The sequence below is a fragment of the Pseudogemmobacter bohemicus genome (assembly GCF_003290025.1).
Taxonomy (GTDB): Bacteria; Pseudomonadota; Alphaproteobacteria; order Rhodobacterales; family Rhodobacteraceae; genus Pseudogemmobacter; species Pseudogemmobacter bohemicus.
The window spans coordinates 289,787-303,643 of sequence record NZ_QNHG01000002.1; the positions used below are offsets into that span (position 1 = coordinate 289,787).

12 protein-coding genes are annotated in these 13,857 nt (G+C 61.4%); 8 read left to right on the top strand and 4 right to left on the bottom strand.

Features of this window, described 5'->3' with window-relative positions; all coding sequences use genetic code 11:
* The first annotated feature begins 9 nt into the window (after positions 1-9).
* Genes rho through DRF71_RS09405 form a run of 6 tightly spaced genes read left to right on the top strand, consistent with a single transcriptional unit; the run spans position 10 to position 6,810 of the window.
* Positions 10-1,278: a transcription termination factor Rho gene (gene rho / locus DRF71_RS09380; protein WP_112311237.1), complete on the top strand. Its 1,269-nt coding sequence runs from the start codon at positions 10-12 to the stop codon at positions 1,276-1,278.
* A 35-nt stretch (positions 1,279-1,313) separates the two neighbouring features.
* Positions 1,314-2,594, top strand: coding sequence for a tRNA uridine-5-carboxymethylaminomethyl(34) synthesis GTPase MnmE (gene mnmE, locus DRF71_RS09385; RefSeq protein WP_112310320.1), 1,281 nt, complete (start codon positions 1,314-1,316; stop codon positions 2,592-2,594).
* Positions 2,595-2,605: 11 nt separating this feature from the next.
* Positions 2,606-4,471 (top strand): tRNA uridine-5-carboxymethylaminomethyl(34) synthesis enzyme MnmG, encoded by a 1,866-nt coding sequence (gene mnmG / locus DRF71_RS09390; RefSeq protein WP_198672128.1) that lies wholly within the window; start codon positions 2,606-2,608, stop codon positions 4,469-4,471.
* A gap of 3 nt (positions 4,472-4,474) precedes the next feature.
* Positions 4,475-5,110 carry a 16S rRNA (guanine(527)-N(7))-methyltransferase RsmG gene (locus DRF71_RS09395; protein ID WP_112310322.1) on the top strand — a complete coding sequence of 212 codons (636 nt, stop codon included), beginning with the start codon at positions 4,475-4,477 and terminating at the stop codon, positions 5,108-5,110.
* Positions 5,111-5,114: 4 nt separating this feature from the next.
* A complete protein-coding gene (locus tag DRF71_RS09400) occupies positions 5,115-5,900 on the top strand; it encodes a ParA family protein (protein ID WP_112310323.1) in 786 nt (261 codons plus the stop codon).
* A 22-nt stretch (positions 5,901-5,922) separates the two neighbouring features.
* Positions 5,923-6,810, top strand: coding sequence for a ParB/RepB/Spo0J family partition protein (locus DRF71_RS09405; RefSeq protein WP_112310324.1), 888 nt, complete (start codon positions 5,923-5,925; stop codon positions 6,808-6,810).
* On the opposite strand, the gene hemW is transcribed toward DRF71_RS09405, so the two are convergent.
* From hemW to rph, 3 genes are read right to left on the bottom strand one after another with little or no spacing between them, the layout of a single operon-like run.
* Positions 6,811-7,992: a radical SAM family heme chaperone HemW gene (hemW, locus tag DRF71_RS09410; protein WP_232831416.1), complete on the bottom strand. Its 1,182-nt coding sequence runs from the start codon at positions 7,990-7,992 to the stop codon at positions 6,811-6,813. It abuts the gene before it with no gap.
* Positions 7,980-8,591: a non-canonical purine NTP pyrophosphatase gene (locus DRF71_RS09415; protein ID WP_112310326.1), complete on the bottom strand. Its 612-nt coding sequence runs from the start codon at positions 8,589-8,591 to the stop codon at positions 7,980-7,982. Before DRF71_RS09415 ends, hemW begins: the two co-directional genes overlap by 13 nt.
* A complete protein-coding gene (rph, locus tag DRF71_RS09420; protein WP_112310327.1) occupies positions 8,588-9,304 on the bottom strand; it encodes a ribonuclease PH in 717 nt (238 codons plus the stop codon). The genes DRF71_RS09415 and rph overlap by 4 nt, the downstream gene beginning before the upstream one ends.
* Positions 9,305-9,464: 160 nt before the next feature.
* On the opposite strand from rph, the gene hrcA reads away from it, so the two are divergent.
* Together hrcA and DRF71_RS09430 are read left to right on the top strand one after the other, a co-directional pair.
* Positions 9,465-10,535, top strand: a complete 1,071-nt coding sequence (gene hrcA, locus DRF71_RS09425; RefSeq protein ID WP_112310328.1) for a heat-inducible transcriptional repressor HrcA — start codon at positions 9,465-9,467, stop codon at positions 10,533-10,535.
* Between the two features lie 41 nt (positions 10,536-10,576).
* On the top strand, positions 10,577-11,116 hold the full coding sequence (locus DRF71_RS09430; RefSeq protein WP_112310329.1) for a nucleotide exchange factor GrpE: 540 nt from the start codon (positions 10,577-10,579) through the stop codon (positions 11,114-11,116).
* Between the two features lie 66 nt (positions 11,117-11,182).
* On the opposite strand, the gene mutS is transcribed toward DRF71_RS09430, so the two are convergent.
* On the bottom strand, positions 11,183-13,810 hold the full coding sequence (gene mutS / locus DRF71_RS09435) for a DNA mismatch repair protein MutS (protein WP_112310330.1): 2,628 nt from the start codon (positions 13,808-13,810) through the stop codon (positions 11,183-11,185).
* Positions 13,811-13,857: the final 47 nt, after the last annotated feature.

Consider the following 13,857-nt stretch of genomic DNA (forward strand, 5'->3'; position numbering starts at 1 on the left):
AGGATTATGATGACAGAACGCCTTAACCTTTCCGATCTCAAGGCCAAGACCCCGGCCGACCTTCTCGCCATGGCCGAGGAGTGGGAGATCGAGAATGCGCCCTCGATGCGCAAGGGCGAGATGATGTTCCAGATCCTCAAGGAACATGCCGAGGAAGGCTGGGAAATCGGCGGCGACGGTGTGCTTGAGGTGTTGCAGGACGGGTTCGGCTTTCTGCGCTCGCCCGAGGCCAATTACCTGCCCGGCCCCGATGATATCTATGTCTCGTCCGAGATGATCCGTCAGTTCAGCCTGCGCACCGGCGATTCCATCGAAGGCGTGATCAAGGCGCCCTCGGAGAATGAGCGTTATTTCAGCCTGGTGAAATCGACCCGGATCAATTTCGACGATCCCGAGCGCGCGAAGCACAAGGTGCATTTCGACAACCTGACGCCGCTTTATCCCGAAGAGCGGCTGAAGATGGAAATCGAGGATCCGACGATCAAGGACCGTTCGGCCCGGATCATCGACCTGGTGGCGCCGATCGGCAAAGGCCAGCGTGCCCTGATCGTGGCCCCGCCGCGCACAGGTAAGACGGTTCTGTTGCAAAACATCGCGCGCTCGGTCGCGGCGAACCACCCGGAATGCTATCTGATCGTGCTTTTGATCGACGAGCGCCCGGAAGAAGTTACCGATATGCAGCGTTCGGTGAAGGGGGAGGTTGTGTCCTCGACCTTTGACGAGCCCGCGACGCGGCACGTCGCTGTTGCCGAGATGGTGATCGAGAAAGCCAAGCGGCTGGTCGAGCATAAACGCGATGTGGTGATCTTGCTTGATTCGATCACCCGTCTGGGCCGCGCCTTCAATACGGTGGTGCCGAGCTCGGGCAAGGTTCTGACCGGTGGTGTCGATGCGAATGCGCTGCAACGCCCGAAGCGCTTCTTCGGCGCGGCGCGGAATATCGAAGAGGGTGGTTCGCTGACCATCATCGCGACGGCCCTGATTGATACCGGCTCGCGGATGGACGAGGTGATCTTTGAAGAGTTCAAAGGCACCGGCAACTCGGAACTGGTTCTGGATCGCAAAGTGGCCGATAAGCGTGTCTTCCCGGCGATGGATATTCTCAAATCCGGCACCCGGAAAGAGGATCTGCTGGTCGATAAATCCGATCTGCAAAAGACCTATGTGCTGCGCCGCATCCTGAACCCGATGGGCACCACCGATGCCATCGAATTCCTGATCGGCAAGCTGAAACAGACCAAGTCGAATTCCGAGTTCTTCGATTCGATGAATACCTGATGATCGGTAGCTGATAAGGCGCCAGCGGGGTTGCGATGGCCGATACGATCTATGCCAGCGCGACAGCCCGCGGCAGAGCCGGCGTCGCGGTTATCAGGGTTTCCGGACCGGAATCCTTTGCCATAAGCAGGCTTCTGACAGGCGCGGCTCTAAAGCCGCGCCTTGCCAGTTTGCGCAACATCATGTGGCAAGGTGAGCATCTGGATCAAGGACTGGTATTGGGCTTTCTGGCCGAGGCCAGCTTTACCGGCGAAGAGGTGGTTGAGTTCCAGATCCATGGCGGTCTGGCTGTGGTCAATGCGGTGCTGCGGGCAATCGGCGAAACCGGGCTGGCGCGCATGGCGGAGCCCGGTGAATTCACCCGGCGCGCGCTGGATAACGGGATGCTGGATCTGACTCAGGTAGAGGGCCTCGCGGATCTTATTGATGCCGAGACCGAATCGCAACGGAAGCAGGCGCTGCGTGTGCTCTCGGGTGGGATTGGGAAAAAGGTTGATCAATGGCGTTCCCAGCTGATCCGTGCTGCCGCGCTGATCGAGGCGACGATTGATTTCGCTGATGAGGATGTGCCGGTTGATGTGACGCCAGAGGTGCGGGAGATCCTGACAACGCTTGCCGGGCAGTTGCAGCAAGAGGCTGCGTCCGTTTCAGCCGCAGAGCGGATTCGCGAAGGCTTTGAGGTGGCGATCATTGGTCCGCCCAATGCAGGGAAATCGACGCTTTTGAACCGGTTGGCGGGGCGGGAGGCTGCGATCACCTCGGAAATCGCCGGCACGACCAGGGATGTGATCGAGGTCAGGATGGATCTTTCTGGCCTTGCGGTGACCTTGCTGGACACTGCCGGGCTGCGCGAAAGCGAGGATCCGGTCGAACGCGAGGGGATTCGCAGGGCGGTGCAACGCGCCGAAGCGGCGGATTTGCGGTTGTTCCTGGGGGTTGTCGATCAGGGTATCGCGATACGGGATGGTGATATCACCCTGAACGGCAAGGCTGATCTTGGTGCGGACGGCCCTGGTCTTGCTGTGTCCGGTCTGACCGGCGAAGGTGTTGATTCGCTTTTGCGCGAGATTACCGCGCGGCTCTCGGAAAAAGTTGCCGGAGCCGGTATCATGGTGCGCGAAAGGCATCGCAGCGCGCTGCAGCAGGGTAGTCGGACGATTGGCAATGTCCTGAACATGCTGAACCATGGTTTTTTGCCCGAAATCGTGGCAGAAGAGCTGCGTCAGGTTTTGCGCTCGCTGGATAGTCTGGTTGGCCGCGTCGATGTCGAAGAGTTGCTGGGTGAAATCTTCTCCAGCTTCTGTATCGGAAAGTGAGGGTGTTTCACGTGAAACATTTTGATGTCCTTGTGGTTGGGGGTGGTCATGCGGGTGCCGAGGCGGCTGCTGCCGCGGCGCGGATAGGTGCCCGGACAGCGCTGGTGACAATGCGGGCGGATACGATTGGGGTCATGTCCTGCAATCCTGCGATTGGCGGCCTTGGTAAAGGGCATCTTGTCCGCGAAATCGATGCGATGGACGGGATTATGGGCCGCGCCGGGGATATGGCGGGAATCCAGTACCGACTTCTGAACCGGCGCAAAGGCCCTGCGGTGCAGGGGCCACGGACCCAGGCCGACCGCAAGCTATACCGCCAGGCCGTGCAGGAGTTGCTGTCGGCTGAGCCGCAGTTGCAGATCGTAGAAGGAGAGGCCGCCGGTCTCATTATCGACAAGGCATGCGTGATTGGGCTGCGGCTGGCGGACGGGTCCGAATTGCTTGCTTCAGCTGTTGTACTGACGACCGGAACCTTTCTGAATGGTCTGATCCATATTGGTGACAAAAGCCATTCGGGCGGGCGTGTGGGTGACAAGGCCTCGGTTGCTCTGGCGCAGCAGATCCGTGATCTGGGGCTCGAGACGGGGCGGCTTAAGACTGGCACTCCGCCCAGGCTCGACGGCCGGACGATTGACTGGGCAAGGCTGGAGATGCAGCCGGCCGATGACGACCCGGTTCTGCTGTCCTTTATGAACAAGATGCCGATTGCCAGGCAAATTTCCTGCGGGATCACCCATACATCCGGGGCCACGCATCAGATTATCCGCGACAATCTTGGCCGTTCGGCGATGTATGGCGGCCATATCGACGGTGTCGGTCCGCGCTATTGCCCCTCGATCGAGGATAAGGTGGTGCGCTTCGCCGATAAAGACAGCCATCAGGTCTTTCTGGAGCCGGAAGGCCTCGACGATCACACCGTCTATCCGAACGGCATTTCGACCTCGCTGCCCGCAGATGTGCAGGAGGCCTATGTCCGCACCATGGTCGGACTTGAGAATGCCGCCATTCTGCAACCCGGCTATGCGATTGAATATGACTATCTCGACCCGCGCGGGTTGAAATCGTCGCTTGAGGTCAAGGCGCTGGAAGGGCTGTATCTTGCGGGTCAGATCAATGGAACCACAGGATATGAGGAGGCTGCGGCCCAGGGCATGGTTGCCGGCCTTAACGCGGCCCGGGCGTCGAAGGGCAGGGAATCGGTGAATTTTTCGCGCAGCGACAGCTATATCGGCGTGATGATCGACGATCTGATCACCCGTGGGGTGACTGAACCTTATCGTATGTTCACGTCCCGCGCCGAATATCGGCTCAGCTTGCGGGCGGATAACGCCGATCAGCGTCTGACGCCGAAAGGGCTGGAGATTGGCTCGGTTCGCGAGGCGCGGGCGCGGGCCTTTGGTGAGAAGATGGAGGCATTGGCGGCGGTTACCGATCTGCTGACAGGCGCCAAATTCACCCCGAAAGCGCTCTCAGCGGTGGGAATCACCGTCAGCAAGGATGGCGCTCGGCGCTCGGCCTGGGATCTGATGGCTATGCCTGATTATGACAGGTCGGTGTTGGATGGTCTTGTGCCCGGGCTTGCGGCACATCCGGAACCTGCGCGTTTGCAGGCTGAGATCGAGGCGCTTTACTCGCAATATTCCGACCGCCAGGCCGCTGCCGCAGAGGAGCTTCGTCGCCACGAGGCAATGAAGATTCCAGCCGATTTCGACTATGCTGCTCTCTCGGGGCTATCCGCAGAGCTGACGGGAAAATTGCAGCGCAAGCGGCCGGAGACCATTCAGCATGCGCGCCAGATCGAGGGCATGACCCCGGCTGCGATCATGCTGTTGATCGCATCGCTGCGAAAGGGCGCAGCCGGCAGACTGGCTGGGTGACGCTTGGACAGGGATCTCTGGTTACAGCTGGGCACCAGCCCGGAATACATTGAAAAGCTTCGTCTTTTTGAGGCTTTGACACAGAAATGGACACAGCGGATAAACCTGATTGCCCGTTCGACAACCGGCGAGATCTGGTCGCGGCATATCGAAGATTCGGCACGGATCTTTCTGCTGGCGCCGGGTCAGCCCCGGCTCTGGGCGGATTTTGGTTCGGGTGGCGGATTTCCCGGGATCGTTGTGGCAGCTTTGCTTCAGGATCGCGGAGTTTCGACCCGGGTAACCCTGGTAGAATCGGATCAGCGCAAGGCAACATTCTTGCGGGAAGCGGCGCGTCAGATGGCGCTTTCTGTTGATGTAAGGGCCGAGCGGGCCGAGGCAATTGCGCCGCTTGGGGCAGATGTTGTGTCAGCCAGGGCGCTGGCCCCCTTGGATATGCTTTGTGCGATTGTCGAGCGCCATGGCTCGCCCGATACAACCTGTCTTTTCCCGAAAGGGGAAAGCTGGGCTGACGAGGTTGCTGCGGCACAGAAAAACTGGTCCTTCGATCTGGAGGCGGCAGACGATCCGGGGCATAAAGGATCAGCCACCCTGAAACTGAGGACAGTGCGCCGTGCCAGCCGCGATTCCCAAGACTGACGCCATGCCCTTTCCGGCCCATGTCATTGCTGTTGCCAACCAGAAAGGCGGCGTTGGCAAGACCACGACCGCGATCAATCTGTCGGCTTCGCTGGCTGAACGGGGGCTCAGGATTCTGCTGGTCGATCTGGACCCGCAGGGCAATGCCTCGACCGGCCTTGGCGTTGCCACCAATGACCGAAAACTGACCACTTACGACCTGATTCTCTCTGACGGAGCACCGGAGTCTATTATTCAGGCGACGTCGGTTAAGAATCTGTGGATCAGCCCGGCAAATTCCGACCTTGCATCGGCCGACATTGACCTTGTGGCCAATGAAAAACGCAGTTTTCTGCTGCATGATGCGCTGCGGCACCCCGAAATCGAGGCGATGGGCTTTGATGTGGTGCTGATTGACTGTCCGCCCTCGCTGTCTTTGCTGACGGTGAATGCGCTGGTGGCGGCAAACTCGGTGCTGGTGCCGCTCCAGGCGGAGTTTTTCGCGCTGGAGGGACTGTCGCAGCTTTTGCTGACGGTGCGGGACGTGCGGCGCTCTGCCAATCCGGATCTGCGAATCGAGGGTGTGGTCCTGACCATGTATGATGGGCGCAACAATCTGGCGCAGCAGGTCGAGAATGACGCACGCGAAAACCTTGGTGATATGGTGTTCCGCACCATTATTCCGCGCAATGTGCGGCTTTCCGAGGCCCCGTCTTATGCCAAGCCGGTGACGGAATATGATCCGGCGTCGCGCGGGGCCGAGGCTTATCGCGCGCTTGCCGAAGAAATCGCCGCGAAACTGCGGTCCTGAGAACTAGAAGAAGAGGCAGAGCATGGAACGCAAAGGGCTTGGGCGTGGTCTTTCGGCATTGATGTCGGATGTGAATTTGCGTCCCGAAAGCGAAGGGCCGCGCCGGGCGGATACAAAGCTGCCTGTGGTCAAGTTGCAGCCCAATCCGGATCAGCCGCGCAAGGATTTTGACCAGGCGGCCCTTGAAGCGCTGGCCGATTCGCTGCGGCAAAAGGGTGTGATCCAGCCGCTGGTGGTGCGTCCCAGAGGGGATATTTACGAGATCGTCGCCGGTGAACGGCGTTGGCGCGCGGCGCAGATTGCCCAGCTGCACGAAGTCCCGGTGGTTATCCGGGAGCTCGACGATACCGAAGTGCTGGAAATCGCGATCATCGAGAATATCCAGCGCGAGGATCTGAACGCGATTGAAGAGGCACTGGGTCTGCGGCAGCTGATCGACCGTTTTGGCCATACGCAGGAAAAGGTTGCTGAGGCGCTGTCGAAAAGTCGCAGTCATGTCGCAAACCTGCTGCGGCTGCTGAATCTGCCGGATGACGTGCAGAAGATGGTGCGTGAGGGCGCGATTTCTGCGGGCCATGCACGGGCGCTGATCAATGCGCCGGAGCCGCTACGGCTGGCTCAGACGGTGGTAGCGCGCGGTTTGTCGGTGCGGGAGACCGAAAAGCTGGTTCGCGACGCTCAGGAGCCGGCGAAGGCAGCTGCGCTGGAGCGGAATAGCCCGCGTGAGAGCAGCAAGGACGCCGATACGCGGGCGCTGGAGGGTGATCTCTCGGCGCAGCTGGGTATGAGCGTCCGCATTGAGCATAAGGGGCAAGGCGGAAATCTGGTGATTTCCTATCGCGATCTGGAAGAGCTGGATCTGCTTTGCCAACTGTTGTCCTCGGGCCCTTCTGGCCTCGCCCGCGACTGATCAGGCTTCGGACAGTTCGAGAATCAGCCGGTTCAGCAAAAGCCGCCCTGTTTCAGTCGCGGCCAGTTGGTCTCCGGCCAGTCTGATAAAGTCATTCTGTTGCAGATCGTTGATTTTGCCCATGTTCAATGAGCGACCAAGCATCCGTGTATAGCGTGGCATGGACAGGCCCTCTGTCAGACGCAGGGACATCATCAGATATTCCAGCGCCTGATCCTGAGGTGAAATTGTTTCACGTGGAACCTCGCCGCGGCCGGTCTTGCGCAGCGATTCCAGCCAGAGCTCGGGTGATTTGTGGCAAAGGGTGGCATGGCGCCGACCGGCGAGGGTGAGCCGCCCATGGGCGCCGGGACCGATGCCAAGATAGTCGCCCATCCGCCAATAGGTCAGATTGTGTCGGGATTCTGAGCCCGGAAGGGCGTAGTTGGACACTTCATAGCCCATTAGCCCGGCATCGGCGCAGAGCGCAGTGGTCAGGTCATACATATCCGCCGCCAGGTCTTCGTCTGGCAGCCCGCGCAGCTTTCCGGCATCGTATAGTCTGGCGAAGACCGTGCCCTCTTCCACCGTCAGCTGGTAGAGGGAGATATGATCTGGACCGCGGGCAAGAACATGCCGCAGCTCACCGCCCCAGGAGGCAAGGTCCTGATCCTGGCGGGCATAGATCAGATCACAGGAGGTGCGGTCAAACAGGCTGCGCGCCAGATCAAGCGCGGCCAGCCCTTCGCTGGCGCTGTGCTGGCGGCCAAGCCGTCGCAGATCATGGTCGTTCAGCGCCTGGAGGCCCAGCGAAACCCTGTTCACGCCTGCGCTGCGGTAGCCCGAAAAGCGTGAGGCTTCGACCGAGGTGGGGTTCGCCTCAAGGGTGACCTCGAAGTCATTTGTCATCCGCCAATGGCGCGACACGCGGTCAAGGATCGCGCCTACCGTGTCCGGGTCCATCAATGATGGCGTACCGCCGCCAAAGAAGACCGAACGCAGAATGCGGCCGCCAGTTTCCTCTGCGGCCCGATCCAGCTCCTGAAGATAGGCCGCCTTCCATTCTGCCTGATCTATGGCATTGCGAACATGGCTGTTGAAATCGCAATAGGGGCATTTTGCCTTGCAGAAGGGCCAGTGGATATAGAGGGAGAAGCCTCCCTCATGCCAGTCCTCTGCCGGCTCCTGTTTCACGTGAAACACTTTTCCATCATCGCGGCGACGGCCCGCGCCCGATGGCTGATCGCATTCTTGGTCGCAGCCGACATCTCACCGAAGGTTTGCGAATGGCCGTCGGGCTGGAACATAGGGTCGTAACCATGACCTTCGATGCCGCGCCTTGGCCAGATCAACTGTCCTGGACAGCTGCCCTCGACATATTCGTCACGCCCATCCGGCCAGGCAAGTACCAGGGTACAACGGAACTGCGCCAGACGAGGCAGCGGGGCTTGCTTCTCCTCCAGCAGCGCCCAGGTCTTTTCCATTGCCATGCCGAAATCGCGGCCATTGGGTGTTTCCGCCCAGTCGGCAGTATAGACGCCGGGCGCGCCATCCAGAGCATCGACGGTCAGGCCGGAATCATCGGCCAGCGCAGGCAGGCCGGTTGCCTTCGCCGCAAAATGGGCCTTGATGCGCCCATTGCCGACAAAGCTTGTTTCGGTCTCGGCGGGTTCACCAAGACCGAATTCACCGGCGGAAATGCAGGTCACACCCAGAGGCGCCAACAAGGTGCTGAACTCCTCCAGCTTGCCCTTGTTATGGCTCGCGATCACAAGCCGGTCGCCGGTGAATTTACGTGTCATGCACCGATGGCCCTCTTCTGGGCTTCGACCAGGATCGCAGTGCCTTTCAGGCCAAGGCCAAGCAGCGTGGTCAGGTCTTCGACCGCAAAAGGCGCACCTTCGGCAGAGGCCTGAACCTCAACCAGCTTGCCCTTGCCGGTGATCACGAAATTGCCATCGGTGCCGGCGGCGGAATCCTCGTCATAATCGAGATCCAGCACGCTCTGTCCCGCATAAATGCCGCAGGAGATCGCCGCGACATGGTCAAGCAGAGGATCGCTGGTCACGAGACCTTTCTGCATCAGTTTGTTCATTGCCAGCCGAAGCGCCACCCAGCCGCCCGTGATCGAGGCGCAGCGCGTGCCGCCATCGGCCTGGATCACATCGCAATCCACCGTGATCTGCCGTTCGCCAAGCGCCTGACGATCCACCACCGCGCGCAGGCTGCGACCGATAAGGCGTTGAATCTCTTGTGTTCTGCCGGATTGCTTGCCCGAAGCGGCCTCCCGGCGCGAGCGGGTATGGGTCGAGCGCGGCAGCATGCCATATTCCGCCGTCACCCAGCCCATGCCGGAATTCCGCAGGAAGGGCGGCGGCTTGTCTTCGATGGAGGCGGTGCAAAGCACATGCGTATTGCCCATTCGGATCAGGCAGGAGCCTTCAGCGTGAAGGGATACTCCGGTTTCAATCGAAACCGAGCGGAGCTGGTCGAGTTCTCTTCCCGAGGGGCGCATGACGGATCCTTTCAAAGATTCGCGGTCAGATATGCGCGGCCGGCCCCCGGATGCAACCCTGATCGCCGGCAGCCCGCATCACCGGCGGCAATCGGGGGCAGGCGGATTGACGGCGGGCGCTATTGGTTCTTAATTCAAAAGAAAGACGGGCCGGGATGTAATGGCGGACAGAAAAGAGCTGCTGGCGCAAATGAGTGACAGGTCGCGCGAAGTGTTCCGGCGCGTGGTCGAAGGGTATCTGGAAACCGGCGAGCCGGTTGGATCACGCACGCTTACCCGCAGCCTGAGTGAACAGATTTCGGCGGCGACGATCCGCAATGTCATGCAGGATCTGGAATATCTTGGCCTCTTGGACAGTCCACATGTTTCGGCCGGCCGGGTGCCGACGCAACAGGGGCTGCGGCTGTTTGTGGACGGGTTCCTTGAGATCGGCATGGTCGACCAGGCGGATCGGGCGCGGATAGACGCGACACTCAGCCGGGAAGAGCAGGATGTCGGCGCCGCGCTGGATCATGTTTCGGCGGCGCTGTCCTTCCTGACCGGCGGTGCCAGCATCGTGATGACGCCGAAGCACGAATCCGCGCCAATCCGGCATATCGAATTTGTCTCGCTCGCGGCGGATCGGGCGCTGGTGGTGTTGGTCTTTGCCGATGGTCAGGTCGAGAACCGGTTGTTCCAGCCCCCGCCTGGGCAGACCCCTTCCTCGATGCGCGAGGCGGCGAATTTCCTCAACGCCATGGCCGAGGGGCGGACGCTCTCGGATCTGCGGCATCATATCCGCGCCGAGATCACCACGCGCAGGCAGGAGGTCGATGTGCTGGCGCGCGAGCTGGTGGAAAGCGGGCTGGCGGTCTGGGAGAATGCCGGTCTTGCCTCGGAGCGGCTGATCGTGCGGGGGCGGGCAAACCTGCTGGATACGGCAGGCTCGGAGGATGTCGACCGCATCCGCAGCCTGTTCGACGATCTGGAACGCAAGCGCGATATCGCGGAATTTCTGGAACTGGCGGATGAGGGCGACGGAGTGCGCATCTTCATCGGCTCCGAAAACAAACTCTTTTCACTTTCGGGTTCAAGTCTGGTCGTTTCCCCCTATATGAACGCCGAGCGAAAGATTATCGGTGCCGTTGGCGTGATCGGGCCGACCCGGCTGAACTATGGGCGGGTGGTGCCGATTGTGGATTACACGGCGCAGCTTGTCGGTCGGATGGTTTCTGATCGCGGGCGCGGCTGAGGTGGAAACGGGTTTCGACCCGAAGGAATTGAGGAGTGGTTATGGCGCAGGAAGACAACGCCGCCCAGGACAATGGTGACGGGGCCGATTTGCCGGAATTCGAGGAAATCACGCTTGATGACCTGGAAGCGCTTCGGCTGGAGCGCGACGAGTTCCGTGACAAATTCATGCGCGCACTGGCCGATGCCGAGAATTCGCGCAAACGGGCGGATCGTGACCGGCGTGAGGCGGAGCAATATGGCGGCACCCGGCTCGCCCGCGATCTTTTGCCGGTCTATGACAACCTGAACCGGGCGCTGGCGGCGATTCCGGAAGAAAGCCGCGCCGCGTCAAGCGCGCTGATCGAAGGCGTGGAGCTGACGCTGCGCGAATTGTCCAAGGTGATGGACAAGCATGGCGTCAAGGCGGTGACCCCGGCTCTGGGCGATATGTTCGATCCGCAGATGCATGAGGCAATGTTCGAGGCGCCGGTGCCGGGGACGAAAGCGGGGCAGATCATCCAGGTGATGACCGAAGGTTTCCTGCTGCATGATCGCTTGCTGCGGCCGGCGCAGGTCGGGGTTTCCTCGACGCCGGGTTGATTTTCGGCCTGGCGCGTGGTGGGGGCCTTGCCCCCACACCCCCAGAGTATTTCAGTCAAGAGGAAGTCAGCTCATCAGGGCTTTGAGTTCGTAGACAAGATTGAGGGCCCCGATCGGCGTAAGCTGGTCGGGGCTTATCTCTTTCAGGCGGGCCTCAATTTCGCTCTCTTTTGTGGTCCGTGCCGGGGCGGGTGGCGGCGCCGCGCGGAAGAGGGGGAGGTCGTCGATCAGGGCGGCTTGTTTGCTGCCCTGGCGGTCGCCCTGTTCCAGCGCTTCGAGCACGGTTTTTGCGCGTTCGATGACCGAGGCGGGAAGGCCGGCGAGGCGGGCGACCTGGACGCCATAGCTGCGATCAGCGGCGCCGCGTTTGACTTCGTGTAGGAAGATCACCTCGCCTTCCCATTCGCGGACCGTCACGGTGGCGTTCTCGACTCCATCGAGTTTCGCTGAGAGCTGGGTCATCTCGTGGTAATGGGTCGCGAAGAGGGCGCGGCAGCGATTGACTTCGTGCAGATGTTCCAGCGTGGCCCAGGCGATGGAGAGCCCGTCCCAGGTAGCAGTGCCGCGGCCGATTTCGTCCAGGATGACGAGGGCGCGGTCATCGGCCTGGTTCAGGATGGCGGCCGTTTCCACCATCTCGACCATGAAGGTTGATCGCCCGCGCGCCAGATCGTCCGAGGCACCGACGCGGCTGAAAAGCTGGCTCACGAGGCCGATATGGGCGGCCCGGGCGGGGACGAAACTGCCGGCCTGGGCCATGAGTGCGATCAGCGCATTCTGGCGCAGGAAGGTCGATTTACCCGCCATATTGGGGCCGGTCAGCAGCCAGATCGCCGGGGAATTGCCGGTGGTCAGGTCGCAGTCATTGGCGACGAAGCTCTGGCCGCCCTGGCGGCGCAGGGCGCGTTCGACCACCGGGTGGCGGCCAGCGGTGATCAGGAAGGCGCGGCTGTTGTCGATGATCGGTTCGACCCAGTCCCCCTCGGCGCTGAGATCGGCAAAGGCGGCGCAAAGGTCGATTTCAGCCAATGCGCGCGCGGCGGCTCCAATCGGTCCGGCCTGGTCGAGAATTGCACGCTTCAGGCCTTCATAGTGACGCTTTTCCAGCTCCAGCGCGTGGTTCGACGAATTCAGAATCCGTGTTTCAAGATCCGAGAGCGCCACGGTGGTAAAACGCACCTGACCCGCCGTGGTCTGGCGATGAATAAAGAGGTCAGGATGGGCGCGGAGCTTGTCTTCATGGGTCGTGGTGACCTCGATGAAATAGCCCAGCACGTTGTTGTGCCTGATCTTCAGCGCCGGAACGCCGGCATGCTCAGAGTATTGCGCCTGCATAGCGGCGATCACACCCCGGCCTTCATCGCGCAGCTGGCGGGTCTCATCCAGTTCCCGGTCGAATCCGGTCGCGATGAAACCGCCATCGCGGGCCAGCAGCGGCGGTTCGGCGACCAGCGCCTCTTCAAGAAGGCCGACAAGGGTGTCATGACCGCTCAGGGCGCGGGCGGCGATTTTCAGCAGGGCGGGTGCGTCCTCCAGCTTTCCGACAAGACCGGTTGCCTGGGTCAGCCCGGCGCGGATGGCGGCAAGGTCGCGCGGCCCGCCGCGATCCAGCGCAAGCCGCGACAAGGCGCGGTCCATATCGGGGACGCGGCGCAGATCCTCACGCAGATCCTCACGCAGGCGGCTTTGGTCCAGCAGGTGGCGCAGCGCATCATGGCGGGCGCGGATCACCTCCAGATCGCGGGAGGGCGAGGAAAGCCTGCGCTCCATCAGCCGTGCGCCGGGGGCGGTGACGGTGCGGTCGATGGCGGAAAGCAACGAGCCCTCGCGGCCGCCCGACAGGCTTTGGGTGATTTCCAGATTGCGCCGGGTCGAGGCGTCGATCTGCATCGTGCCGCCAGGCAGTTCCTTGACCGGCGGTCGCAAAAGCGGCAGACGCCCCCGTTGCGTCAGGTCGAGATAGTCCACGAGGCCGCCCATCGCGGCGATCTCGGCACGGGAAAAACTGCCGAAGCCTTCCAGAGATCCGACCTGCCAGAGCGCGCAGAGCCGCTTTTCTGCGCCGGTGGAATCGAAACTGGCCCGGGCCAGCGGGGTCAGCGCGGCACCGGAATCCGTCACCAGGCCGGCGATTTCGCGCGAATCTTCATCCGGAACCAGCAGCTCTCGCGGTGAAAGCCGTGCCAGTTCAGGGCCAAGCCGCGGCAGTGGGCAGGGCATCACCCGGAACTCGCCGGTGGAGATGTCGCACCAGGCCAGCGCGCCCTCATCGCGCAGTGCCACAAAGGCAGCGAGGTAATTGTGACGTCGCGCCTCAAGCAGAGAATCCTCGGTCAGGGTGCCGGGCGTTACCAGCCGCACCACATCGCGTTTCACCACCGATTTCGAGCCGCGCTTCTTCGCTTCGGCCGGGTCTTCCAGCTGCTCGGCAATGGCGACGCGAAAGCCCTTGCGGATCAGCGTCAGCAGATAGCCCTCGGCGGCGTGATAGGGGACGCCACACATGGCAATCGGCTCGCCCTTGTGGAAGCCGCGTTTCGTCAGAGCGATATCCAGCGCCTCAGACGCCGCCAGCGCGTCGTCAAAGAACATCTCGTAGAAATCGCCCATCCGATAGAACAGCAAAGCACCCGGATTTTGCGCTTTGATTTCCAGATATTGCGCCATCATCGGCGTGACGGTTTCGTCTGACATGGTTCCCCCGGGCTTCCGTGCCGACCCTACAAAAACGAAGGCGTGAC

Coding starts and splice junctions, on each gene's coding strand:
- rho (WP_112311237.1), top strand. CDS start 10: ATGACAGAACGCCTTAACCTTTCCGATCTCAAGGCCAAGACCCCGGCC.
- mnmE (WP_112310320.1), top strand. CDS start 1,314: ATGGCCGATACGATCTATGCCAGCGCGACAGCCCGCGGCAGAGCCGGC.
- DRF71_RS09400 (WP_112310323.1), top strand. CDS start 5,115: ATGCCCTTTCCGGCCCATGTCATTGCTGTTGCCAACCAGAAAGGCGGC.
- DRF71_RS09405 (WP_112310324.1), top strand. CDS start 5,923: ATGGAACGCAAAGGGCTTGGGCGTGGTCTTTCGGCATTGATGTCGGAT.
- DRF71_RS09415 (WP_112310326.1), bottom strand. CDS start 8,591: ATGACACGTAAATTCACCGGCGACCGGCTTGTGATCGCGAGCCATAAC.
- rph (WP_112310327.1), bottom strand. CDS start 9,304: ATGCGCCCCTCGGGAAGAGAACTCGACCAGCTCCGCTCGGTTTCGATT.
- hrcA (WP_112310328.1), top strand. CDS start 9,465: ATGGCGGACAGAAAAGAGCTGCTGGCGCAAATGAGTGACAGGTCGCGC.
- DRF71_RS09430 (WP_112310329.1), top strand. CDS start 10,577: ATGGCGCAGGAAGACAACGCCGCCCAGGACAATGGTGACGGGGCCGAT.
- mutS (WP_112310330.1), bottom strand. CDS start 13,810: ATGTCAGACGAAACCGTCACGCCGATGATGGCGCAATATCTGGAAATC.